Below are 22,268 nucleotides of genomic sequence, written 5' to 3'. Positions count from 1 at the left end.
AGGCAGGCATGTCCGTAGCGCTGCGCGAACGCCGGGAGGAACTGGAGCTGGTGGCCGCCGAGGCCGAGCGGGCCCGGGCCGGAGCCGGCCGTCTCGTCCTGCTGCGCGGCGCCACCGGCACCGGCCGTACCGCGCTGCTGGAGGCCGTCGCCGAGCAGGCGGAGGCGGCCGGCATGCGCGTACTGCGGGCCCGCTGCTCGCCGGACCACACCTCCGTGCCGTTCGGCGCCGTCTTCCAACTCCTCGCACACGGACCGGGGTTCGACTCGGCCGCGGGGGAGGAGCCGGACCCGCCCGGCACCCCGTCCCACCGGGGCAGGCCCGCGCGGCTGTGGCGTCTGCTGCGTTCGTACGCGGATGACGTGCCGCTCCTCGTGGCCGTGGACGACGTGCACCTCGCCGACGAGTCCTCGCGCCGCTGGCTGGTCGAGGCGGTGCGGCGGATCGACCGATTACCCGTACTGATGGTGGTGACCGAACGCAGCCAGTACGACATCGATCCCCCGGCCGACGGGCTGGTGCACGCGCTCTCCCCCGCCCTCGTCCGCACCCGCACGCTGGCCCCGCTGAGCGCCGGCTCCGCCGAGGAGCTGGTCCGTTCGGCCCTCGGCCGTCCCGTCCCGGCCGAGTTGGTGGACGACTGCGTACGGGCGGGCGCGGGCAGCCCGCTGCTGCTGCGTGCCCTGCTGGACGACCTCGGGGGCACCGCCGCGGAGGACGCCCCGGCGGCCCTGCCCGACAACTGCGCGGCGCTCTACCCCGGTTCGTACGCGGCCGCCGTGTCCTGGTGGCTGGACAGCGCCGGGCCCACGACCACGGAGGTCGCCCGCGCGCTCGCCGCCCTGGACGACGACGAGAAGGCCGACGAGAAGGCCGACGAGAAAGCCGGCGAGAAGGACGGGGACAGCGCGAGCGGCGGGGGCGGACACGGGGACGCCGACGCCGAGCTGCTCGCCAGGACGGCGGGCGCCGACCCCGCCCGCGTACCGGGCTGGCTCACCGCGATGACCGGCCTCGGGCTGCTGCGCCCCGGCCCCGGCGGACGGCCCCGCTATGCCCATCCGCTGCTGCGGGACGCGGTGCTGAGCAGCTGGTCGGGTGCCCTGCGGCAGGCGGCGCACCACCGGGCGGCCGAGGCGATGCTGCGCCGCGGCGACCGCGCCGAGGCGGTGGCCGGGCAGTTGCTGCGGTCCGCCCCGGTCGGCGAGGCATGGGCGACGGGTGTCCTGCTGGACGCCGCTGACCTGGCCGTCCGGGACGACCGCAGCGACGACGCCCTGGCGTTCCTGCGCCGCGCCCTGGACGAGCCGATGCCGGACGCCCGCCGGAGCGTGGTCCTCACCGAGCTCGGCTCGCTGGAGTACGCCACCGTACGGTCGACGGCCGGGATACCGCGGCTCGCCGAGGCGATGCGACTGCCGGGTCTGCCGCGCGACCGGGTGCGCGCGGCGGTCGCGCTGGGCACGGCGCTGGCCCGGCAGGGCGAGGCGCGCGTCGCGATCGACGTGCTGCGCGGTCTGGAGAACGAGCATCTGACGGGCCATCCGGACCTTGTCCGCACGGTGCAGACCGCCTCGGCGCTGCTGTCCGACCACGATCCGGGGACCCGGCGGGAGGTGTACCGCTGGCTGCGTGAGACCGCCGAACGCTCGCCCCAACTCGTCGGCACGGCAGGGCAGGCGCTGCTCGTACGGTACGAGTCGACGGCCGGCCTGACCTCGGCGGCGTCGGCGATGCGCCGGATCCGCGCCCTGCTGGCGCAGCCGGCCGACCCGCTCGCGGAGGGGTTCCTGCTGGGCACGGCCGCCGCGGTCGCCCAGTGGGCCGACCAGCTCGACGAGGCCGAACGGCTCGTACGGCGAGGCCTGGCCGGGCAGCGCACGTCCCTGCTGCACCCGATGCACCTGGCGCTGCTGAACGTACGGGTCGACATCGCCGCCGCCCGTGGCGCGTACGCCGAACTGCTCGACGATCCAGTGGTGTTGAGTCCCGTCGTGGGCCGGCTGGATCCCGCCAACGCGCAGGCCCACGCGCTGATCGCGCTCGTCGAGACGGGCCGCACGGAGGAGGCCACAGCTCTCGCGGACGGCTTCGACCTCCAGAACCCGTACGACTCATGGGAGTTGAACCGCTTCCTGTACGCGCGCGGCGTCCTGCGCGCGGCCACCGGCGATCCGGCGGGCGCGCTCGGCGACTTCCTGGAGTGCGGGCGTCACCAGTCGGCACGGGACGTGGTGAGCCCGGTCGTCACCCCCTGGCGGACCGCGTCGGCGGAGTGCCACCTCGCGCTCGGCCGACCCCGCCAGGCCCTCGCCCTGGCCGAGGAGGAACTCCGCCTCGCCACGGTGTGGAACACGCCCCGCGTGCTGGGCCGGGCCCTGCGCGTCCTGGGCACGGCGACCGGCGGCCGCCGCGGCCTCGATCTGACGGACCGGGCGGTACGGGTCCTGCGGGAGGGGGCCGGCGGGGTGTCGGCCGGAACACCTGATGTGACGCCCGAGGCGGCCCCGGAGGCGACCGCCGACGGTGACGGCAGCGCGGCCCCGGGCGGCGAGCCGGTCGAAACGGAGCTGATACCCGCGCTGATCGCCCAGGGGCGCGGGCTCACCGCCGTCGGGGACCGGGCACGGGCCCGCGAGGCGCTCCGGGAGGCGGCCGAACGCGCCGAACGCCTCGGTGCGGTCCGGATGCGGGCTTCCGCGGAAGCGGCCCTGCGCGAGGGCGGCGCCCGCCGCGCGGCGACGGCACGGACGGGGTCCGGGTCGCTCACCGCCAGCGAGCGCCGGATCGCGGAACTCGCCGCGCAGAGCCGTACGAACATGGAGATAGCGGAGCTGCTGCACCTGGCCCGGCGTACCGTCGAGACCCATCTGACCAGTGCCTACCGCAAGTTGGGCATCCGCCGCAGGGCGGAACTCGGCGCCGCGCTCACGGACGCCGGGTCCCGCTCCGGCCCGACCGGCCCCGGCCCCGGCCCTGATCGGGACCGGGACCGGCACCGGCGAGGCACTCAGGCGTAGGGCGCGCGGGCCTACTTGGTCGTGCGGTAGGCCCCGTAGACCGTCTGCTTCAGGGTGTTGCCGTCGGCGTCGGTGAGCGTGGCCCGCAGTGAGACCGCGCCGGGCTTGGCCGGGCTGCGCAGCTTGAGGACCTTGCCGTCCACTGCCTGGGCCTTCTTCCAGGTCTCGCCGTTGTCGTAGGAGACGGCGAAGGCGAGCTTGCGCAGCGAGCCGACCTCGGTGGCCGCGCCCTGGAGGGCGAAGGGCACGGTGAGGGTCGTCCTGGCCTTGGCGGTACTGGCCGTCGTCAGCTTCGGAGTGAAGCGGACGACCGTCAGCGGCAGCCGCTCGGGCGCCTCACCGGCGACGTGCGCCGAGGCGAAGGTCCAGGTCGCGGCGACCCGGGTGCTGACGGCGGACTGCGCCGGGGAGCGGGAGACGTCCACGTCGAGCTGGTAGCTGCGCCGGCCGGCGGGGACCGTGTGGGACTCGCCGTCCAGCGGCTCGTCCACCGCGAAGATCTCCTCGCCGTCGGCGTGGAGCGAGCTCCTGGCCTTCGTGTAGGCGGAGTTGCCCACGTTGCCGCCGCTGTCGGAGAACAGCGGCAGGTACGCCGAGAAGGTGTCGCCGGAGCGGACCGCGCCCGGCCGGTCGAAGCCGTGCGCGAGAGCACCCGAGGGGAGGGACGGGCCGAAGACGCCGATGTTGAAACGCTGCGTGTAGTCCCTGCCCGCCGCGTACGCCCTGGGCGCGCCGACCTGGGTGTTCTCCCACGTCGGCTCGCCCTCCTCGTCGGGGGCGCCGTACTGGCTGACCTGGTAGAACCACTTGATCCCGTTGGGCAGTACGTAGTCGGTGCCGGTCAGCGGCAGACGGCCCGGCGTCTGGAAGAGGTTGAAGTAGCCGCCGGGCATCAGCGGCGCCGCCCAGACGGTCGCCGTCTTGCCCTTCACCGGCGCCCCGGCGACGACCTTGACCTTGGTGAGCTGCGAGCGCCTGACGTTCTTGGTGAAGCCGGACAGGTCGCCCGTACGGTTCCAGGCCAGCCGGTAGTTGACGGCCTTGTGGGTCCAGATGCCGTGGTACATCGCGGACGCCTCGGCGGCCGGCACCGGGGCGCCGAGCTGTCCGACGCGCATGCTGCCGAAGGAGGGGGCGTCGTACAGAGACGTGTACCGCTTGTTGTTGACGTCGACGTGGAAGAAGAACATCGCGCCCGCGGGCCTGGCCGCGCCGTCCGGCACGGTGACCTTGACGGGCTTCGTCTTCCGGGCGTCCATGACCAGGGTCGTGTCCTTGGTCAGCGCGAACTTCGGGTGCAGCAGCACGGACCGTCCGTCGCCGGTGAAGAACATTCCTTGGAGGGCGTAACGGCCCTTAGGCAGACGGATGGTGACCTCGCCGTCCCTCTTGTCGGAGACTTCCGTCCAGATGTCGTTGTCCAGGCCGTAGATGTCCGTCGCCGCGTCGTCGGGGACCTTGCCCTCGAGGTCGAGGTGCTTGATGGTCAGGTCGTACGACTCGACCTCGCGGACGACGCCGAGGGAGGTGCGCGCGGTGGTGGTGCCGTCGGCGGTGGTGGCGGTCACCGAGCCGCCGAAGCTGCCGTCGGCCGTTCCCGCACGGGTGTCGGCGGTCACGGTGGCGGTCGCCTCCCCGCCCGCGGGGACGGTGAGTTGCCGCGGCGAGACGGTGAACAGGCCCTCGGCCGCGGGCTTTCCGTCGTCGCCGTAGGCCTCGGTGGCCAGGTCGAGGGTGAGCGGCCCGGTACCCGCGTTGCGGTACGTGACGTCCTTGGTGACCGGCCGGTCGTCGGTGTGGGGGAACTCCTGTGTCCCGAAGCCCAGCGAGGCCGGGCTGCTGGTGAGCTGCTGGGTGATCGCCCCGGCGACGTCCACCCGGCCGGTGCCCTGCGTGTACGCGGAGGTGGCGGCGGCCGGCTTCGCGGAGGCGGTGAGTGCGGCCTTGATCCGCGGGCCGGTCCAGTCCGGGTGCTGCTGGGCCAGGATCGCGGCGGCGCCCGCCACATGCGGGGTCGCCATCGACGTACCGCTCATGGAGACGTAGCCGTCGGCGGCGGGGTCGCCCATGAAGCCCTCGGCGGCCTTGGCGGCGACGATGTCCACGCCCGGCGCGGTGAGGTCGGGCTTGAGGGAGCCGTCGGCCGTGGGGCCGCGGCTGGAGAACTCGGCGATGGCGTCCTGCCGGTCGACCGCGCCGACGGTGAGCGCGGCGGCGGCGCTGCCGGGCGTGCCGACGGTGCCCTCCTTGGGCCCCTCGTTGCCGGCGGCTATCACGAACAGGGCGCCGGAACTGGCCGACAGGTCGTTGACGGCCTGTTCCACGGGGTCGATACCGGGCCTGTCCTCGCCGCCCAGGCTCATGTTGACGACCTCGGCGCCCTGCTCGACGGCCCACTGCATACCGGCGATGACACCGGAGTCCTCGCCCGAGCCCTCGTCGTCGAGCACCTTGCCGACCAGGAGCCGGGCGCCGGGCGCGACCCCCGCGTACTTGGTGCCCGCGGGAGAAGCGGCCCCGGAGCCCGCGATCGTCGAGGCCACATGCGTGCCGTGGCCCGCGCGGTCGACGGTGTCCGAGGCGGCGGAGAAGTTCTTCGCCGCGTCGATACGGTCCTTCAGGTCCGGGTGCGTGGCGTCGATGCCGGTGTCGAGGACGGCGACCTTGACGCCCTTGCCGTCGTACCCCGCCGAGTGGGCCGCGGGCGCGCCGATCTGCGGCACACTCCTGTCCAGGGTGGCCTTCACCTTGCCGTCCAGCCAGATCTTCCTGACCTTCGCGGAGCCGGTGCCACTGGTGAGCGTCTCCCACAGGGCGGAGCCCTCGGACTTACGGGCGCGTACGGCGTCGCCGTTGATGCTCGGCAGGTCCCGGCGGACGGTCGCGCCCGAACTCCGGAACGTACCGGCCGACAGGGACGTGCCCTTGTCGTACGTGACGATCAGCGGCACGTCGGAGCGGCGGGCGTCGTCGTAGTGCCCGCCGACCAGCCGCTTCACGTCGAACAGCCGCCGGTCGACCGTGCCGTTCGCGATCAGCGGCTCGGCGTCGCGCGGCACGACATAGGCGTGACCGGCGGCCTGCTGGACGCGGAAGCCGATCCCCTTGCGGCCCTCGGCGGCCACCACACCGGTGACCTTGCCCTTGGCGTCCAGGGCCACCTTGTCGCCGGTCACGAGCGTGACCGTCCTGGCGGAGGCGGGGAGGGGGGCTTCGGCGGGGGCGGCCTGGGCGCCGCCGGACGTGCTCACCAGCAGTCCGGCGCCGAGCGCCGCCGCGAGAGCGGCAGCCGACGGGACCGTCATGACCGTTCGTTTCCTGTGCTTGTGCGACTTCAACTCGGGCCTTTCGACATGGTTCATGGCGGTGTGATCACCGGCTCGGGGCAGCATCGGGGCGCGGCGGAGCGACGCTGTGGCCGCTCGGCCGCGTACTGGTGAGGAGAGGGAGAGAAGGGGCGGCGGCTCAGAAGAGGCGCTTGTGGCCCCAGAGGATGACGAACGCCGCGATGCCGGCGGTCAGCGCCAGCAGGATCGAGGAGCCGAGCCACTGCATGGCGGACATCTGGGAGAGCGGGAGGTACTCGATGTGCCAGCCGACGACCTGTGCCTTGTCCAGGCAGGCGGCGGCGGCCTTGTCCGTCGCCTCGTTGCAGCTGCCCCAGCCGATGAGGTCGCCGGACGCGGTGAGGTAGGACTGGTCCAGGACGTTGGCGCTGTCGGGCAGCTTCGGGAAGGACCCGTCCCCGACACCGTTGCCGGTCGTGACGGTGACGACGTCCCCGAAGAACAGCCGCACGCGCGACCAGACCATCTGCACGGCGACGGCGAAGCCGAAGGTGACGGCCATGGACAGCAGGGTCCGGCGCAGCAGCATGCCGATCGCCACGCCACCGACGACGGTCAGCAGGGTGAGCGCCACGGGCACGGGCCCGCTGCTGTCGAAGGCGAGAGCGTCGGACCAACTCATCACGTACGACGACGACTTGACCGGTGACCACCACCAGGTGAACGCGACGGAGGCCGCCGTGGTGCACACCGTGACCACGAGCGCGGTCACCCCGAGCTTGGTGGCGAGCCAGCGGACCCGGCCGGCGGACTGCGTGTTGACCAGCTTGGCGGTGCCGCTCTCCAGGTCCCCGGCGAGCAGGGGCGCGCCCATGAAGACACCGATCAGGAGGGGCGCGTAACCGAGCAGTTGGGCGGTCATGTTGAGCGGCCCCTGGTCGAACCGCTCCTGCCAGCCGGACTTGAGGTCGGGCCAGCCGTAGCCTTCGAGGTACGTCACCATCTGCCCGCGCTGGTAGGCGATCACCGCGACGGTGATCGCGGTGGCGGCCAGGAGCGTCCAGTAGGCGGCGCGGTGCTGACGCCAGACGAGCCAGTTCATACCGCTGAGCCGGGGGCCGCGGCCGGCCTTGGTACGAGCGGGGTCGGAGGGGGCCGGGGCCGGGCCGCCGGTACTGCCCGTGCTGGTCATCGTGCTCATGCCGCCACCGCCTGCGGGGCGACGTAGGAACTGGGGCTGATCAGGGGCGGTGCCTCGGGGGAGCGCAGATAGGCGAGCAGGAGTTCCTCCAGGTTCGGGGTGCTCGCCTGCCAGGGACCGCCGCTGACCGGCCCGTCGGGGCGGACCAGCGCGGTGAACTGCCGTCCGCTGGTGCGGGTTTCGACGACCGTGTGGTACGCCACCTCAGGGGGCGTCCGCCCGTCGGAGTGGACCCCGGTCAACACGGCGTGGGCGGTGCGGAGTTCGTCGACCTCTCCGGCGAGCCGCAGCCCTCCTTCGGCGATGACCAGCAAGTAGTCGCAGGTGTTCTCCAGCTCGGCGATCATGTGGGTGGACATCAGCACGGTGGTGCCGCGCTCGGCGGCCTCGGCCAGCAGGGTGCTCATCAACTCGTGGCGCACCAGCGGGTCGAGGTCGGACATCGGCTCGTCGAGGAGCAGCAGGTCGGGGCGCTTGCCGAAGGCGACGGCGAAGGCCACCCGGGTGCGCTGGCCGCCGGAGAGGGTGCCGATCCTCGCCCCGAAGGGCACGTTGCCCGCGCGGACGATGTTCTCGGCGGCCCGCTGGTCCCAGCCGGGGTTCAGTTCACGGCCCAGGCGCAGGGTCTCGGCGACGGTGAAGCGCTTGAACAGCGGCTTCTCCTGGGCGAGGAACGCCGTACGCCGGCCGGCCTCCGCGGACTCCGGTGCCGCGCCGAACACCCGCAGCGTGCCGGAGGTCGGCTCCAGCAGGTTGGCGGCGATGGACATCAGCGTGGTCTTGCCGGCGCCGTTGGGGCCCACCAGACCGCAGATCCGCCCGGCCGGCAGCCGGAAGGAGCAGTCCCGCAGGGCCCAGCCCCTGCGGTACTTCCTGCCGACAGAGTGGGCCTCTATCGCGGACTCGCCCGCGAGACCCCCGTATATCTCGTGCCTGTCGTGTCCTTCGTGTCCCCCGTGACCCGCCCCGTTGCTCATCATCCGTGTCCCCCGTGTCCCCCATGCCCGGCGGTCGCCCTGGTCGCGGCGTACCGCTCCTCCATGACCGACGTGACGAGCGCTGTCACGTCCTCCTGCTCCAGACCCGCTTCGTGGGCCCGGTCCATCCACGCCTCCAGCTCACCCCGCAGCGGTGAGTCCGCCCCCGCCTGGGGACGGGCCAGCGACTGACGGACGAAGGTGCCAAGACCCGGCCGCAGTTCGACCAGGCCCTCCCGGTCCAGCTCGCGGTAGGCCTTGAGCGTGGTGTTCGGGTTGACCGCGGAGGTCGCCGCGACCTCCTTGGCCGTGGGCAACTGGTCGCCGGGCACGAGTACGCCGAGGCGCAGGGCCTGCTTGGTCTGCTGGACGATCTGCTGATAGGCGGCCACCCCGCTCCGCCTGTCGATCCGGAACTCCAACTTCCGTCACCACCCTTTAGCTAATGAACTAGTGGATTGATGATGGTGATGATGGAGGACGGTTCGCGTACCTGTCAAAGACCCCAGGTCTGCGACATGAACGCCCTTGACCTGAACCAAAGTTGAGGTTCTACGTTTCCCGTATGGACACGACGAACGCCACGCACGCCATCCGAGAGCTCGTCGCACGCAGCCAGGAGGCCCAGACCGATCCGGAGGTGCTCCCGGCCCTGCACACCTCCGACCTGGTGCTCATCAACCTCGCGGGCCGGCGCGTCTTCGGACGGGAGGCCTTCGAGTCGGCCATGACCGCGGCGCTCGCCTCCCCGCTCAAGGACGTCAGGACCACGCTGGAGGTCGACGACATCAGGTTCGTACGTCCCGATGTGGCCATCGTGAGCCTGACCAAGACGGTCCACGACGAACGCCCGGACACACAGGGACAGGGCCCGTCCGACTTCCCCGCGCGCGGCGCGATGACCTACGTAGCGACCCGCGACGAGGACGACAACTGGCGCATAGCCCTGGCACAGACGACACCGATCGCCTGAGCCCGGCACGACAACACCCCATGTCCCGGGGCTACCAGGACATGGGGTGCTTCGTTACGGGGATGACGCTCAGGTCACTTCACGGGCTGTGGCTCCGGTGCGCTCTCCGACTCGGACTCGCCCGCCGGGGGCTCGTCGTCGACCGGGGTCTTCACGGAGTCGAGCAGCAGCTGGGCCACGTCGACGACCGTGATGGACTCCTTCGCCTTGCCGTCGTTCTTCTTGCCGTTGACCGAGTCGGTCAGCATGACGAGGCAGAACGGGCAGGCGGTGGAGACGATGTCGGGGTTGAGGCTGAGAGCTTCGTCAACACGCTCGTTGTTGATGCGCTTGCCGATCCGCTCCTCCATCCACATCCGCGCGCCACCGGCACCGCAGCAGAAGCCGCGCTCCTTGTGGCGGTGCATCTCCTGCTGGCGCAGGCCCGGGACGGCCGACATGATCTCGCGCGGAGGCGTGTAGATCTTGTTGTGACGGCCCAGGTAGCAGGGGTCGTGGTAGGTGATGAGGCCCTCGACCGGGGTCACCGGGATCAGCTTGCCCTCGTCGATCAGGTGCTGGAGCAGCTGGGTGTGGTGGATGACCTCGTAGTCGCCGCCGAGCTGCGGGTACTCGTTGCCGAGGGTGTTGAGGCAGTGCGGGCAGGTCGCGACGATCTTCTTCGCGGACTTGGGCTTCTTCGACTCGGCGGTGAAGTTGCCCTCGTCGTCCATCTCCTCGCCGAACGCCATGTTCAGCGCGGAGACGTTCTCCATGCCGAGCTCCTGGAAGAGGGGCTCGTTGCCCAGCCGGCGGGCGGAGTCACCGGTGCACTTCTCGTCGCCGCCCATGATCGCGAACTTGACGCCCGCGATGTGCAGCAGCTCGGCGAAGGCCTTGGTGGTCTTCTTGGCGCGGTCCTCAAGGGCACCCGCACAGCCGACCCAGTACAGGTAGTCGACCTCGGACAGGTCCTCGATGTCCTTGCCGACGACCGGGATCTCGAAGTCGACCTCCTTGGTCCACTCCAGGCGCTGCTTCTTCGCCAGACCCCAGGGGTTGCCCTTCTTCTCCAGGTTCTTGAGCATCGTGCCCGCCTCGGACGGGAACGCGCTCTCGATCATCACCTGGTAGCGGCGCATGTCGACGATGTGGTCGATGTGCTCGATGTCGACGGGGCACTGCTCGACACAGGCGCCGCAGGTGGTGCAGGACCACAGCACGTCGGGGTCGATGACGCCGTTCTCTTCGAGCGTCCCGATGAGGGGCCGCTCGGCCTCGGCGAGGGCGGCGGCGGGCACGTCCTTGAGCTGCTCCTCGGTCGCCTTCTCGTTGCCCTCCATGTCCTTGCCGCCACCGGCGAGAAGGTAGGGGGCCTTGGCGTGGGCGTGGTCCCGCAGCGACATGATCAGCAGCTTCGGGGAGAGGGGCTTCCCGGTGTTCCAGGCGGGGCACTGCGACTGGCAGCGCCCGCACTCGGTGCACGTGGAGAAGTCGAGGATGCCCTTCCAGGAGAACTGCTCGACCTGGGAGACACCGAACACGTCGTCGTCGCCCGGATCGGTGAAGTCGATCGGCTCGCCGCCCGACGTCATCGGCAGCAGGGCGCCCAGCGCGGTGCCGCCCTCGGCGTTCCGCTTGAACCAGATGTTCGGGAAGCCCAGGAAGCGGTGCCAGGCGACACCCATGTTGGTGTTCAGCGCGACGGTGATCATCCAGATCAGCGAGGTGCCGATCTTGATCATCGCGACGAGGTAGACGAGGTTCTGGAGCACGCCGAGGGAGAGCCCCTTGAAGGCGAGGACCAGGGGGTACGAGGCGAAGTACGCGGCCTCGTAGTGCTCGACGTGGTGGATCGCGCCCTCAAGCCCGCGCAGCGTGTAGATGGCGAGGCCGATGGTGAGGATGACGTACTCGACGAAGTACGCCTGCCAGGCCTTGGAGCCCGCGAAACGGGACTTGCGGCCGGCCCGGGAGGGCAGGTTCAGCAGCCGGATCGCGATGAGCACGACGATGCCGATGATCGTCATCACGCCGATGAACTCGGTGTACATCTCGAACGGCAGGAAGCCGCCGATGACGGGCAGCGTCCAGTCCGCCTCGAAGAGCTGGCCGTAGGCCTGCGCGAGGGTCGGCGGCAGCGTCAGGAAGCCGATCGCGACGAACCAGTGGGCGAAGCCGACGATGCCCCAGCGGTTCATCCGGGTGTGACCCAGGAATTCCTTCACCAGGGTGATCGTGCGAGCCTTGGGATTGTCGGTGCGGCTGCCCGCCGGCACCGGCTGGCCCAGCTTCACGAACCGGTAGATCTGCGCGACGGCTCGGGCGATGAGCGCAACGCCGACCACGGTCAGGACCAGCGACACGATGATCGCGGCGAGTTGCATTTCGGGACTCCTCGGGCCTGCGAGGTTCTCTTCGGGGTGGGTCTCCCGGTTCCCCGAAGATTGATTACTAAGCGGTAACTTATGCAGTCCTCTGAGACTACCCACTCCTGTGTCCGCACTGTAGTCAGGGGTGCGGTGATCTGCGTCGCTGAGGCTTGCCTGAGTGAGTCGTGCCCCTTTAGGGGCGCGGGGAACTGCGCGGCCGGCACCAGCAGGCCCGCACCTACCATCCGACCCGCAGGTCAGGGCCTAATTGCGCGTAAGGGCAAGATAAGAGTTGAGCCCCCACGACTCACCTCTGTTGACCGAGCGGCGAGCGTCATGCACACTTGAGCCTGTTCCACTCAAGTCATTGCTGGAGGAATTGAAATGGCACGTGCGGTCGGCATCGACCTGGGCACGACTAACTCCGTCGTCAGCGTTCTGGAGGGCGGTGAGCCCACCGTCATCACCAACGCCGAGGGCGCCAGGACCACGCCGTCCGTCGTCGCCTTCGCCAAGAACGGTGAGGTGCTCGTCGGAGAGGTCGCCAAGCGCCAGGCGGTCACGAACGTGGACCGGACCATCCGCTCGGTGAAGCGTCACATGGGCACGGACTGGTCCATCGAGCTCGACGGTAAGAACTTCAACCCGCAGCAGATGAGCGCCTTCATCCTGCAGAAGCTGAAGCGCGACGCCGAGGCGTACCTGGGCGAGAAGGTCGCGGACGCGGTCATCACCGTCCCGGCGTACTTCAACGACTCCGAGCGTCAGGCGACGAAGGAGGCCGGCGAGATCGCGGGCCTGAACGTCCTGCGCATCGTGAACGAGCCCACCGCGGCGGCTCTCGCGTACGGCCTCGACAAGGACGACCAGACGATCCTCGTCTTCGACCTCGGTGGCGGCACCTTCGACGTGTCCCTCCTTGAGATCGGTGACGGCGTCGTCGAGGTGAAGGCCACGAACGGCGACAACCACCTCGGTGGTGACGACTGGGACCAGCGCGTCATGGACTACCTGGTCAAGCAGTTCTCCGCGGGCCACGGCGTGGACCTGGGCAAGGACAAGATGGCCCTCCAGCGCCTCCGCGAGGCCGCCGAGAAGGCCAAGATCGAGCTGTCCTCGTCCACCGAGACCTCGATCAACCTGCCCTACATCACCGCGTCCGCCGAAGGCCCGCTGCACCTGGACGAGAAGCTCACGCGCGCCCAGTTCCAGCAGCTGACGGCCGACCTGCTGGAGCGCTGCAAGACGCCGTTCCACAACGTCATCAAGGACGCCGGCATCCAGCTCAGCGAGATCGACCACGTCGTTCTCGTCGGTGGCTCCACCCGTATGCCCGCCGTGGCCGAGCTCGTCAAGGAGCTGACCGGCGGCCAGGACGCCAACAAGGGTGTGAACCCGGACGAGGTCGTCGCCATCGGCGCCGCCCTCCAGGCCGGTGTCCTCAAGGGCGAGGTCAAGGACGTCCTGCTCCTCGACGTGACCCCGCTGTCCCTCGGTATCGAGACCAAGGGAGGGATCATGACCAAGCTCATCGAGCGCAACACCACGATCCCGACCAAGCGGTCCGAGATCTTCACGACGGCCGAGGACAACCAGCCGTCCGTGCAGATCCAGGTCTACCAGGGCGAGCGCGAGATCGCGGCGTACAACAAGAAGCTCGGGATGTTCGAGCTGACCGGTCTGCCGCCGGCCCCGCGCGGGGTCCCGCAGATCGAGGTCGCCTTCGACATCGACGCCAACGGCATCATGCACGTGACCGCGAAGGACCTGGGCACGGGCAAGGAGCAGAAGATGACCGTCACCGGCGGCTCCTCGCTGCCGAAGGACGAGGTCGACCGGATGCGCCAGGAGGCCGAGCAGTACGCGGACGAGGACCACCGTCGCCGCGAGGCCGCCGAGTCCCGCAACCAGGGCGAGCAGCTCGTCTACCAGACGGAGAAGTTCCTCAAGGACAACGAGGACAAGGTCCCCGGTGACGTCAAGACCGAGGTCGAGACGAGCATCGAGGAGCTGAAGACCGCGCTCAAGGGCGAGGACACCACCGAGATCCGTACGGCCACCGAGAAGGTCGCCGCCGTCTCCCAGAAGCTCGGCCAGGCGATGTACGCGGACGCCCAGGCCTCGCAGGGTGCCGCCGGTGCCGAGGCCCCGGGTGCCGACGAGGGTGCGGGCGCCAAGGCCGCCGACGACGACGTCGTGGACGCCGAGATCGTCGACGAGGACCGTGACCGCAAGGACGGTGCCGCGTGACAGAGGAGACCCCGGGCTTCGACGAGCAGCCCGACGTCCCCTCCGGCGCCACCTCTGAAGACGCCGAGCCGAAGGCTGCCCCCTCCGTGGAGGAGGGGGCAGCCCAGGCCGGGGACGCGGCAGCAGCAGCACAGATCGCGGGCCTCACCGCTCAGCTGGACCAGGTACGCACGGCGCTCGGCGAGCGCACGGCGGACGTCCAGCGGCTCCAGGCCGAGTACCAGAACTACCGCCGCCGGGTCGAGCGCGACCGGATCGCGGTCAAGGAGATCGCCATCGCGAACCTCCTGACCGAGCTCCTGCCCGTGCTCGACGACATCGGCCGCGCGCGGGACCACAGCGAACTGGTCGGCGGCTTCAAGTCGGTGGCCGAGTCGCTGGAGACCGTCGCGGCGAAGATGGGTCTGCAGCAGTTCGGCAAGGAGGGCGAGCCCTTCGACCCGACGATCCACGAGGCCCTGATGCACAGTTACGCACCGGACGTCACCGAGACGACGTGCGTGGCGATTCTGCAGCCGGGGTATCGCTTCGGCGAGCGCACCATCCGCCCCGCGCGGGTGGCCGTCGCCGAGCCCCAGCCGGGCGCGCAGACGGTCAAGGGCGACGAGGCGGACGGGACGCAGGCGGCCGACGACAAGGAGAGCGGTGGCCCGGACGAGGGCTGACGTGGAACAGGGCGTACGCGCGCCCGTATGCACCATGAACACCAAGCGCGTACGTGACAGTGACGTGCGGAAGGAGGGGCGTCGAGGATGAGCACCAAGGACTTCATCGAGAAGGACTACTACAAGGTCCTCGGCGTCCCCAAGGACGCCACCGAGGCCGAGATCAAGAAGGCGTACCGGAAGCTCGCCCGCGAGTACCACCCGGACGCCAACAAGGGGAACGCGAAGGCCGAGGACCGCTTCAAGGAGATCTCCGAGGCGAACGACATCCTCGGGGACCCCAAGAAGCGCAAGGAGTACGACGAGGCGCGCGCCCTCTTCGGCAACGGCGGGTTCCGGCCCGGTCCGGGCGCCGGGGGCGGCAACTTCAACTTCGACCTGGGCGACCTCTTCGGCGGCGGCCCGGGTCAGGGCGGAGCGGGCGGCCAGGGCGGCGCCGGCGGCTTCGGCGGCGGTATCGGTGACGTGTTCGGCGGGCTGTTCAACCGCGGCGGCGCCACCACCGGCACGCGTACGCAGCCGCGGCGCGGCCAGGACATCGACACCGAGGTCACGCTCAGCTTCACCGAGGCCGTGGACGGGGCGACCGTGCCCCTCCGCATGACCTCGCAGTCCCCCTGCAAGGCCTGTTCGGGCACCGGCGACAAGAACGGCACACCGCGCGTGTGCCCGACCTGCGTCGGCACCGGCCAGGTGGCGCGCGGCTCGGGCGGCGGCTTCTCGCTGACCGACCCGTGCCCCGACTGCAAGGGCCGCGGCCTGATCGCGGAGCACGCGTGCCTGGTCTGCAACGGCTCGGGGCGCGCCAAGTCGTCCCGCACCATGCAGGTCCGTATCCCGGCCGGGGTCTCGGACAGCCAGCGCATCCGGCTCCGCGGCAAGGGCGCCCCGGGCGAGCGCGGCGGACCCGCGGGCGACCTCTACGTCACCGTGCACGTCGACGCGCACCCGGTCTTCGGCCGCAAGGGCGACAACCTCACCGTCACCGTCCCCGTCACCTTCACGGAGGCGGCGCTCGGCGGCGAGGTCCGCGTGCCCACGCTCGGGGGGCCTCCGGTCACCCTGAAGCTGCCCCCGGGCACACCCAACGGCCGTACGATGCGCGCCCGTGGCAAGGGCGCGGTCCGCAAGGACGGCACCCGCGGGGACCTCTTGGTCACCGTCGAGGTGAGTGTCCCCACGGACGTGACGGGGAAGGCTCGTGACGCGCTCGAGGCGTATCGCGAGGCCACCGCGGACGAGGACCCGCGGGCGGAGCTGTTCCAGGCCGCGAAGGGAGCATGAGGACACCATGGACGCAACCGGACGCCGTCGACAGAGTTCTTATTCCGCATATGAGCTGACGGAAGAAACACCGGTGTACGTCATCTCGGTGGCCGCCCAGCTCTCCGGCCTGCACCCGCAGACCCTCCGCCAGTACGACCGCCTCGGCCTGGTCTCCCCGGACCGCACGGCCGGGCGCGGCCGTCGCTACTCGGCCCGTGACATCGAACTGCTGCGCACCGTCCAGCAGTTGTCGCAGGACGAGGGCATCAACCTCGCCGGCATCAAGCGCATCATCGAGCTGGAGAACCAGGTCGCCGCGCTCCAGTCCCGCGTCGCGGAGATGGAAGCGGCCCTGGACGGCGCGGCGGCGGCCATGCAACAGCGCGAGGCCGCCGTCCACGCCTCGTACCGCCGCGACCTGGTCCCGTACCAGGAGGTCCAGCAGACGAGCGCACTGGTGGTGTGGCGCCCGAAGCGACAGCAGTCGGACTGACACCGACTGACCGACGCGCGCAGGTCAGCACATGTGAAGGGGCCCGGAGGTTCGACCGAACCTCCGGGCCCCTTCACGTGGTCGGACGGTCTCAGCTCACTCGGCCGGTGTGGTGGGCGTCCGGACGCCCGCGCCGACCTACGCGATGGACGGATCCGTATCGTCCTGTTCTGTCCAGGAGACATCGCCCAGGATCGCGCGCGTCGCGCCGAGGCCGACCCCGCGCACGGCGCCTGCCATGGCCGAGGCCGTCGCGAGCAGGCACAGGAGCCAGGCCAGCGGCGCGGGCACGTCCTCGCCGACGAGCAGCACGGGCAGGACGAGCAGGGCGGCCAGGCAGGCGCCGCCGAGCATCGGCAGATGGACCGGGGCGCGGAACTTGGCGGTCGACGGCACCCGGCGTGCCGCGCGGTCGGCCGCGGTCGGGTGAAGGTCCCGGGTGAGGTACGTGCGGACGTCCTCCGGTGCGACGAGGCCCGGAACGGCCTCGCCGCTGTCCGCGACGAACGCTGCCGGCAGCTCCTCGTCGATCAGCTTCCAGCGCTTGGGCAGGCACAGCCACCCGTCCTGCCCGCCGAGCCGTACGGCCGCCCGTGCCAAGTCCTCGCGCGGCGCGGACAGCCGGATCTCGTGGGTGCCGTCCCTCAGCACGATCCAGTGCCAGTACGAGACGTCCACCGTGCCGGGTTTGTCGCCGCGTTCACTGAAGCGCAGCCTCACCGGTTCCCCGGCCCTTACCCGGACCGCGTACACCTCGCCGTGTGCCGCGTCCTCGGCCAGCACACGCAGCTTCCGCAGGGTGGGGGCCTGGCTCGTCCGCCGGCGGGCCATGGCCGCCGCGTTCACCGTCACGACGACGAGGAAGAGCGCCAGGAGCCCGCTGAACAGGCCTCCGTCACCGGGACCCAGGGAGAGCTGGAGCATCGAGAACGGAGTCAGGAGGAACAGGAGAAACCCGGCGACCGTGCCCAAGTCCCGCTTGGGGAGGGGGAGTCGACCAGGGGGCGCCGCTTCCGGCTCCCGTCCTGACGCCGACTCGACCACGGGCGCCGTACGCCATGCGAGCGCCCACCCCGCCGCGGCGACGACCGCGAGCCCGAGCGTCACGAGGAGGTCCGTACGCGGCACCGGCGCGTCGTCCCGCACCAGGACGAGCAACAGGGCCACGGCGGCGCATGCCCAGGTGGCGCCGCCGAGTGCTCGGGTGGCGAGAGTGGAACGTCTGAGTGGGTTCATGCGTTCCTCGATGTTGTTCGTCGGTGGCAGGAGGAAACCGTCGACGAACGAGACCTGCGGACACGGGGGTTGGTTGTATGGGTCTGCTGAACGTTGGATTCACGGGGGGAATGGAGCTTGCCCATGGCCATGGTGGGGCTGTTCTGGATCGCCGAGGGCGATGTGTATGTGGGGGCGAAGCCGTCCGGGCGCGCCCCGGGGGTGCGGCTGACGCCGGAGGGGGTCGTGTCGCTCGGTGACGGCAGCTCGGACCTGTGGCCGTGGGACGAGGTGCGTGGGCTGACCGTCGAGGATGTCCCGCTGAAAAACCTCAAGCGTCGGATCAGCGTGATGGTGGACATGGTGCTGACCGTGACGAGCTTCGGCGAGACCGATGCGCCGCCGATGATGAGCGTCCTCGTCGAAACGGCCGACGGGACCACCGACTTGACCGTGTACGCGGCGGCGTCCAGCTACTCCCAGGAGGAGTACGACCTCTCGCTGTCCCTCCTGTCCCACCTGACGGCGGGCGAGGCCACCCTGCGCGCGACGCTGGCCGCCATGGCGCAGTGGGGCCGGGCGCAGGAGGACGGGTCGCCGCGAGCGGCGGAGCGGGAGGGGTTGCTGCGGGAGTGGGTCGGGGTCGGCAGCCTCTCGTGAGCGGCCGGCCGGCCGGGCGTCAGGGGCGGCGGGGCATCAGGCGTGACCGGCTCCCGGCCGTAGCGCGACGAAGACGAACTCCCGGCCCGGGCGGTCGGGGGCGTCGCGGACGTCCTCCACGACGTACCCCTGCGCGGCCAGGTCCGCCTCGATCTCGTCCCGCTCACGGAAACGCAGGGTCGATTCCGAGGTGAGTACCTCCCCGTCCGCGGCGAACACAAAGGTGTGGCGGAACGTCACCAGTGGCCCGTCGACCTCGACCAGGTCGTCCCAGCCCTCGATCGCGCCGACACCCGGGAGCTCCGTAACCCCGTACGAGGCCTCGCGGTTCCACTCCTCCCAGGCGCGCCGGGCCGGATCCCGCGTCTCGAAGACGAACCGCCCGCCGGGGCGCAGGGCTTCGTAGGCGCCCCGCAGGGTCTTCCGCCACATCTCCGGATCGGCCAGCTCCTGGGCGGCGTTCGCGGTCATGGTCACGAGGTCGGCCTGGAGTGGCGGGAGGGTGGTGCCGTCCCCGTGGATCCAGCGCACCCTTTCGCTGCCGGGCTTGCCCCGGGCCACGTCGAGAGACGCCTGCGCCGGATCGACACCGACGACCTCGATCCCACGATCGGCGAGCAGCAACGCGAACACACCTGTCCCACAGCCGATGTCCAGCACGCGCCGCGCCCCGAACTCCTCAGCGATGCGGACGTACGCGTCGAGGTCGCTCCGATCGGGATCGAGCGGGTCGTAGAGCGCGGCGAGCCGCGGATGCCTGAAGGCTTCGCCCGCCATCAGGAGTTGTGAGTACGGGTACGGATGTGGTGCAGAAGTCCCGCGAGGCCCTGCGGGGCGGTGGCGAGGATGACGTCGGGGGTGTCGCTCTCGCGGAGGCGGAGGGTTCCGTCGGGGGCGGTGGCTATGTGGAGACACTCACCCTGCGGGCCGCCGCTGAACGTCGACTTCTGCCAGTTGAGTTCAGGCATCCGCGTCTCCCTAGAGGGTGTAGAGGACGTGCTGGATGAGGGCCAGAGAGTCCTTCACGGAGTGTGCTTCCGGGGCCAACGATACGTCGATCGGAGGCAAGGCGTAATCGGCGAGCCGCTCGAAAAGCTGCCTGTACTGGAGCAGGGCCTCCTGGCCACCCAAGTACCGGATTCCCGTGGGCTGTTCGAGTACCACCGTGCCCAGTTGCGGCACGGAAGGGATCAGATGGACGAAGTTCCCGCTGATGGCGGCATGCGCCTGGGAGCTGAACGGATAGATCCGGATGTTCACGTGGGGAAGCCGGGCCAGTTCGATGAGATGGAGCAGCTGCCCGCGTAGCACGTCCGTCCCGCCGAACTTCATGTGCAGCGCCGACTCGTGGATCACGGCGTGCACGGACGGAGGGCTGTCACGGGTCAGGATTCGCTGCCGCTCCATACGGAACTTCAGTGCGTCCCCGATGTCCTCGTTCTCGAAACCCAGTTGCGGCGTGGCGAAGATGGCCTGTGCGTAGTCGGCCGTCTGGAAGAGGCCCGGGATGAAGAGTGACTGGTGCAACCGCACTTCAGCCGCGCCGGCTTCCAGCTCTGCCATGTTCAAGGGCCCTTGTTCCATGGGCTTCTTGTAGGGCGTCCACCACCCTTTGCCCGTTGCCTCGGACATGACCACCAGAGCCTCGATGTAGGTCTTATCCATGCATCCATAGAGGCGGCATAGCTCGTGGAGGCGTTCCGTCAGGATGGTCGTCTTCGCCGTCTCGATCTGGCTCAGCTGGGCCCTGCCCATACCGATACGCGCGGCAGCCTCCCCGGCGCTGAACCCTGCGTAAACCAATAGCCCTACTGTGAGTGTGGTTCCAGTCACTGAGCGGAATCGCTCAACTCCCCCTGCCCACAAGCCGACAGAGCACCCGCCCCTCCATCCAGGAGCGCTCGGGCAAAGCCATCGCCGGGCGCGGGCCGTGTCACCCCCCACCCCCCGACTGGAGTCGACGCCAATGAACCCCGCCCGCCGCGCCGCCCACCGCCCGCGCAACTCGCCTACGAATACAGCCTGTTCGCCCCGCGGACGCCACCGCGCCCCGCGTCTGCCGGGACTTCGTACGCGCCGTCCTGTTCACGCACGACCGCGAACCCCTCGTCATGCCCGCCGCCCTGTGCACCTCGGAACTCGTCACGAACGTCCATCTGCACACCAAGGGCGCCGCCATGCTGCGGATCCGGCTGAATCCGGCCCGGCTCCACGTCAGCGTCTTCGACGAGAGCCCCGACCCACCGGTCGTGGCGCACCCGGCCGCGGGGGTCGCCGCCTGCTGGGGGCGAGGGCTTGCCCTGGCCGAGGAGGTGGCGGACACATGGGGCGTCGCGGACGGGAGGACGGGGCGGTACGCGAAGGGGGTTTGGTTCGAGCTGCGGCCGGCGGGGTGAGCCGTTTCTGCTCACCTGTTTGAGTCAGCCGGATGCCTCGACGCCCTTTTGCCTGCCCGCCGCGCGGCGTTCCCGCAAGCTCACGGCCCACGAGGCCAGTGCGAGGCAGACGGGCAGGTAGAACCACCCCCAAGAGTCGGAGGCGACAGAAGCAGCGAGGAGAAACCAGGAAGACACCGCAGCCGTAAGCAGTACAGCGGGCAGCCACTGACGCCAGGCGGGCAAGTGGCTCATCCGAAGGACCGACCAGGCCATCCAGGCGAAGATGCACAGGACGGGGATGCCGAAGATCATCCAAGGCTCCGGAACGTAGAGGCGGACGTCGGGCGCGAGCGAGCCCGCCGAACGTAGCGCTCGCTCCCGGGACCGGTCCCGGAACCGGGACTCGGCAGACCGGCCATCGGCGCGCGGAGTAGCCGACTGCGGCGAGCGGGGTGAGTCGTTTCTGCTTCATCTGTTCGAGTGAACAGCGAACGTTTCCGCAGGTGAGCCCATGTGGCTGCCTACCGTGATGGCGTTGCTTGTGCCACAAGCACGCCCAGCCCACACTTGAGGAGGTGACGCCACGATGACCGCTCTTGCACACGAGAGGCCCGAGACCATGACCGAGATCAGGACCGAGCCTCACTGTCTGCCCGAGAACGGGCCCGGCCTTGACGAGGTCCTGTGGCAGGCATGGAAAGCCTTGGAACTTCCTGAGGGCTACCGCGCTGAGATCATCGAGGGAGTCATCGAGGTGTCGCCCACCGCTCGCCGGTCGCACGGCCTGATCACCAACCGCGTGCGAAGGGCTCTGGACAAGTTCCTGGACGGAGGCGAGTACGCCTGCCATCAGGACGTGAACGTGATCCACAGCCGCAAGGCATGGATCCCGGACGCTTTCGTCGCCCCGGAGGACACGGAGCCGTGCGGCGACGAGGACGACATGGGAGTCAGGGCCGACTCCGTGCAGCTCATCGTCGAAGTCGTCTCCCCCGGCAAGCGCAACCAGGACCGTGACCGCGTCCGCAAACGCCGCGAGTACGCCCGTGCGGGTATCCCGGTGTACGTCGTCATCGATGACTACGACGGTCAGGGCGCCGTCACCCTCTTCACCGGGCCCCGCCCCGACAGGGCCGACTGGGAGGACATCCACCGGGTCCCCTACGGCACCGAGGTCACCATCCCCGAAGGCCCCGCCAAGGGTTTCGTCGTCACGGAGGCGATCACGGGGCCCGCGCGGGCCAAGGAGTAGAGCGCCTATCGGCCCAGCGTCTGCCAGACCGTCAGCGCCAGGGCCAGGCACGACGTGGCTGCCGCCAGGGACGGCAGGGGCCAGCGGGTGCGTTCCAGGGCCTCGATACGGGTCTCGTGTTCGTCCAGGGTCTTGTCGGTCTGGTCGGCGCGTTGGAGGAGTAGCGCCAGGTCGCCGCGGGTGGTCGCGAAACCGACGTCGACCGAGCGACGCAGCCGCTCCAGCTCCAGTACCACCTCCTCCGTCTCAGTCGCCGTCATCGCACACCTCCCGGCGATCG

General features: G+C 70.3%; 20 protein-coding genes and 1 pseudogene. 9 read left to right on the top strand and 12 right to left on the bottom strand.

Annotated features, from left to right (window positions below):
• Positions 1–8: 8 nt before the first annotated feature.
• Positions 9–3,020: an AAA family ATPase gene (locus ACN20J_RS23445; RefSeq protein WP_419666693.1), complete on the top strand. Its 3,012-nt coding sequence runs from the start codon at positions 9–11 to the stop codon at positions 3,018–3,020.
• Positions 3,021–3,031: 11 nt separating this feature from the next.
• On the opposite strand, the gene ACN20J_RS23440 is transcribed toward ACN20J_RS23445, so the two are convergent.
• From ACN20J_RS23440 to ACN20J_RS23425, 4 genes are all read right to left on the bottom strand, one after another.
• Positions 3,032–6,412, bottom strand: coding sequence for a S8 family peptidase (locus ACN20J_RS23440; protein ID WP_419666692.1), 3,381 nt, complete (start codon positions 6,410–6,412; stop codon positions 3,032–3,034).
• 73 nt (positions 6,413–6,485) lie between these two features.
• Complete coding sequence (locus ACN20J_RS23435; protein ID WP_419666691.1) at positions 6,486–7,508, bottom strand: ABC transporter; 1,023 nt, start codon at positions 7,506–7,508, stop codon at positions 6,486–6,488.
• Entirely contained in the window at positions 7,505–8,485 is a 981-nt protein-coding gene (locus ACN20J_RS23430) for an ABC transporter ATP-binding protein (RefSeq protein ID WP_419668936.1), read from the bottom strand. The genes ACN20J_RS23435 and ACN20J_RS23430 overlap by 4 nt, the downstream gene beginning before the upstream one ends.
• The gene (locus ACN20J_RS23425; RefSeq protein WP_189844059.1) at positions 8,485–8,907 is read right to left on the bottom strand and encodes a GntR family transcriptional regulator; all 423 of its coding nucleotides are present in this window, start codon (positions 8,905–8,907) and stop codon (positions 8,485–8,487) included. Before ACN20J_RS23425 ends, ACN20J_RS23430 begins: the two co-directional genes overlap by 1 nt.
• A 143-nt stretch (positions 8,908–9,050) precedes the next feature.
• Between ACN20J_RS23425 and ACN20J_RS23420 the strand changes: the two genes are divergently transcribed.
• A complete protein-coding gene (locus ACN20J_RS23420; protein WP_189844060.1) occupies positions 9,051–9,458 on the top strand; it encodes an SgcJ/EcaC family oxidoreductase in 408 nt (135 codons plus the stop codon).
• A gap of 74 nt (positions 9,459–9,532) precedes the next feature.
• Here ACN20J_RS23420 and ACN20J_RS23415 read toward each other — a convergent pair whose 3' ends face one another.
• Positions 9,533–11,824, bottom strand: a complete 2,292-nt coding sequence (locus ACN20J_RS23415; protein WP_419666690.1) for a heterodisulfide reductase-related iron-sulfur binding cluster — start codon at positions 11,822–11,824, stop codon at positions 9,533–9,535.
• 369 nt (positions 11,825–12,193) lie between these two features.
• Between ACN20J_RS23415 and dnaK the strand changes: the two genes are divergently transcribed.
• The 4 genes from dnaK (at position 12,194) to ACN20J_RS23395 (ending at position 16,483) form a co-directional block, all read left to right on the top strand.
• Positions 12,194–14,059 (top strand): molecular chaperone DnaK, encoded by a 1,866-nt coding sequence (gene dnaK, locus ACN20J_RS23410; RefSeq protein ID WP_055615524.1) that lies wholly within the window; start codon positions 12,194–12,196, stop codon positions 14,057–14,059.
• Complete coding sequence (gene grpE / locus ACN20J_RS23405; protein WP_364187502.1) at positions 14,056–14,724, top strand: nucleotide exchange factor GrpE; 669 nt, start codon at positions 14,056–14,058, stop codon at positions 14,722–14,724. Before dnaK ends, grpE begins: the two co-directional genes overlap by 4 nt.
• A gap of 87 nt (positions 14,725–14,811) precedes the next feature.
• The gene (dnaJ, locus tag ACN20J_RS23400; protein WP_055615522.1) at positions 14,812–16,008 is read left to right on the top strand and encodes a molecular chaperone DnaJ; all 1,197 of its coding nucleotides are present in this window, start codon (positions 14,812–14,814) and stop codon (positions 16,006–16,008) included.
• 7 nt (positions 16,009–16,015) lie between these two features.
• Positions 16,016–16,483: a heat shock protein transcriptional repressor HspR gene (locus ACN20J_RS23395; RefSeq protein ID WP_055615521.1), complete on the top strand. Its 468-nt coding sequence runs from the start codon at positions 16,016–16,018 to the stop codon at positions 16,481–16,483.
• 138 nt (positions 16,484–16,621) lie between these two features.
• On the opposite strand, the gene ACN20J_RS23390 is transcribed toward ACN20J_RS23395, so the two are convergent.
• Positions 16,622–17,719, bottom strand: a complete 1,098-nt coding sequence (locus tag ACN20J_RS23390) for a hypothetical protein (protein ID WP_190230511.1) — start codon at positions 17,717–17,719, stop codon at positions 16,622–16,624.
• 123 nt (positions 17,720–17,842) lie between these two features.
• On the opposite strand from ACN20J_RS23390, the gene ACN20J_RS23385 reads away from it, so the two are divergent.
• Positions 17,843–18,358 carry a hypothetical protein gene (locus ACN20J_RS23385; protein ID WP_361991682.1) on the top strand — a complete coding sequence of 172 codons (516 nt, stop codon included), beginning with the start codon at positions 17,843–17,845 and terminating at the stop codon, positions 18,356–18,358.
• Between the two features lie 36 nt (positions 18,359–18,394).
• On the opposite strand, the gene ACN20J_RS23380 is transcribed toward ACN20J_RS23385, so the two are convergent.
• From ACN20J_RS23380 to ACN20J_RS23365, 4 genes and pseudogenes are all read right to left on the bottom strand, one after another.
• Positions 18,395–19,135, bottom strand: a complete 741-nt coding sequence (locus tag ACN20J_RS23380; protein ID WP_189844063.1) for a class I SAM-dependent methyltransferase — start codon at positions 19,133–19,135, stop codon at positions 18,395–18,397.
• Complete coding sequence (locus tag ACN20J_RS23375) at positions 19,135–19,326, bottom strand: DUF397 domain-containing protein (RefSeq protein WP_189844064.1); 192 nt, start codon at positions 19,324–19,326, stop codon at positions 19,135–19,137. Before ACN20J_RS23375 ends, ACN20J_RS23380 begins: the two co-directional genes overlap by 1 nt.
• A gap of 10 nt (positions 19,327–19,336) precedes the next feature.
• A complete protein-coding gene (locus tag ACN20J_RS23370; RefSeq protein ID WP_246575439.1) occupies positions 19,337–20,023 on the bottom strand; it encodes a DUF5753 domain-containing protein in 687 nt (228 codons plus the stop codon).
• A 9-nt stretch (positions 20,024–20,032) separates the two neighbouring features.
• Positions 20,033–20,191 (bottom strand): annotated as a pseudogene (locus tag ACN20J_RS23365) (helix-turn-helix domain-containing protein); the annotation flags it as partial.
• A 278-nt stretch (positions 20,192–20,469) separates the two neighbouring features.
• Between ACN20J_RS23365 and ACN20J_RS23360 the strand changes: the two are divergent.
• A complete protein-coding gene (locus tag ACN20J_RS23360; RefSeq protein ID WP_419666689.1) occupies positions 20,470–20,754 on the top strand; it encodes an ATP-binding protein in 285 nt (94 codons plus the stop codon).
• A 24-nt stretch (positions 20,755–20,778) separates the two neighbouring features.
• Here the strand turns inward: ACN20J_RS23360 and ACN20J_RS23355 are convergent, their stop codons facing one another.
• A complete protein-coding gene (locus ACN20J_RS23355; protein WP_055618384.1) occupies positions 20,779–21,048 on the bottom strand; it encodes a hypothetical protein in 270 nt (89 codons plus the stop codon).
• Between the two features lie 274 nt (positions 21,049–21,322).
• Here ACN20J_RS23355 and ACN20J_RS23350 point away from each other — a divergent pair, with 274 nt between their 5' ends.
• A complete protein-coding gene (locus tag ACN20J_RS23350) occupies positions 21,323–21,988 on the top strand; it encodes a Uma2 family endonuclease (RefSeq protein ID WP_189844065.1) in 666 nt (221 codons plus the stop codon).
• A 5-nt stretch (positions 21,989–21,993) separates the two neighbouring features.
• Here the strand turns inward: ACN20J_RS23350 and ACN20J_RS23345 are convergent, their stop codons facing one another.
• Positions 21,994–22,248 carry a hypothetical protein gene (locus ACN20J_RS23345; protein WP_055618386.1) on the bottom strand — a complete coding sequence of 85 codons (255 nt, stop codon included), beginning with the start codon at positions 22,246–22,248 and terminating at the stop codon, positions 21,994–21,996.
• Positions 22,249–22,268: the final 20 nt, after the last annotated feature.

The organism is Streptomyces sp. 2-1, assembly GCF_048564895.1.
Lineage (GTDB): Bacteria > Actinomycetota > Actinomycetes > Streptomycetales > Streptomycetaceae > Streptomyces > Streptomyces phaeochromogenes.
The sequence above is the reverse complement of the archived record's forward strand: the minus strand, read 5'-3'. Positions and strand labels throughout refer to the sequence as shown.

Bases quoted from the DNA above. Each gene is read 5' to 3' on its own strand.
- ACN20J_RS23395 (WP_055615521.1), top strand. From the start codon at position 16,016: ATGGACGCAACCGGACGCCGTCGACAGAGTTCTTATTCCGCATATGAG.
- ACN20J_RS23380 (WP_189844063.1), bottom strand. From the start codon at position 19,135: ATGGCGGGCGAAGCCTTCAGGCATCCGCGGCTCGCCGCGCTCTACGAC.
- dnaK (WP_055615524.1), top strand. From the start codon at position 12,194: ATGGCACGTGCGGTCGGCATCGACCTGGGCACGACTAACTCCGTCGTC.
- ACN20J_RS23420 (WP_189844060.1), top strand. From the start codon at position 9,051: ATGGACACGACGAACGCCACGCACGCCATCCGAGAGCTCGTCGCACGC.
- ACN20J_RS23445 (WP_419666693.1), top strand. From the start codon at position 9: ATGTCCGTAGCGCTGCGCGAACGCCGGGAGGAACTGGAGCTGGTGGCC.
- ACN20J_RS23370 (WP_246575439.1), bottom strand. From the start codon at position 20,023: ATGGATAAGACCTACATCGAGGCTCTGGTGGTCATGTCCGAGGCAACG.
- ACN20J_RS23345 (WP_055618386.1), bottom strand. From the start codon at position 22,248: ATGACGGCGACTGAGACGGAGGAGGTGGTACTGGAGCTGGAGCGGCTG.
- ACN20J_RS23355 (WP_055618384.1), bottom strand. From the start codon at position 21,048: ATGATCTTCGGCATCCCCGTCCTGTGCATCTTCGCCTGGATGGCCTGG.
- ACN20J_RS23385 (WP_361991682.1), top strand. From the start codon at position 17,843: ATGGCCATGGTGGGGCTGTTCTGGATCGCCGAGGGCGATGTGTATGTG.
- ACN20J_RS23350 (WP_189844065.1), top strand. From the start codon at position 21,323: ATGACCGCTCTTGCACACGAGAGGCCCGAGACCATGACCGAGATCAGG.
- ACN20J_RS23430 (WP_419668936.1), bottom strand. From the start codon at position 8,485: ATGAGCAACGGGGCGGGTCACGGGGGACACGAAGGACACGACAGGCAC.
- ACN20J_RS23435 (WP_419666691.1), bottom strand. From the start codon at position 7,508: ATGAGCACGATGACCAGCACGGGCAGTACCGGCGGCCCGGCCCCGGCC.
- ACN20J_RS23440 (WP_419666692.1), bottom strand. From the start codon at position 6,412: ATGCTGCCCCGAGCCGGTGATCACACCGCCATGAACCATGTCGAAAGG.
- ACN20J_RS23415 (WP_419666690.1), bottom strand. From the start codon at position 11,824: ATGCAACTCGCCGCGATCATCGTGTCGCTGGTCCTGACCGTGGTCGGC.
- ACN20J_RS23390 (WP_190230511.1), bottom strand. From the start codon at position 17,719: ATGAACCCACTCAGACGTTCCACTCTCGCCACCCGAGCACTCGGCGGC.
- ACN20J_RS23360 (WP_419666689.1), top strand. From the start codon at position 20,470: ATGCCCGCCGCCCTGTGCACCTCGGAACTCGTCACGAACGTCCATCTG.
- dnaJ (WP_055615522.1), top strand. From the start codon at position 14,812: ATGAGCACCAAGGACTTCATCGAGAAGGACTACTACAAGGTCCTCGGC.
- ACN20J_RS23375 (WP_189844064.1), bottom strand. From the start codon at position 19,326: ATGCCTGAACTCAACTGGCAGAAGTCGACGTTCAGCGGCGGCCCGCAG.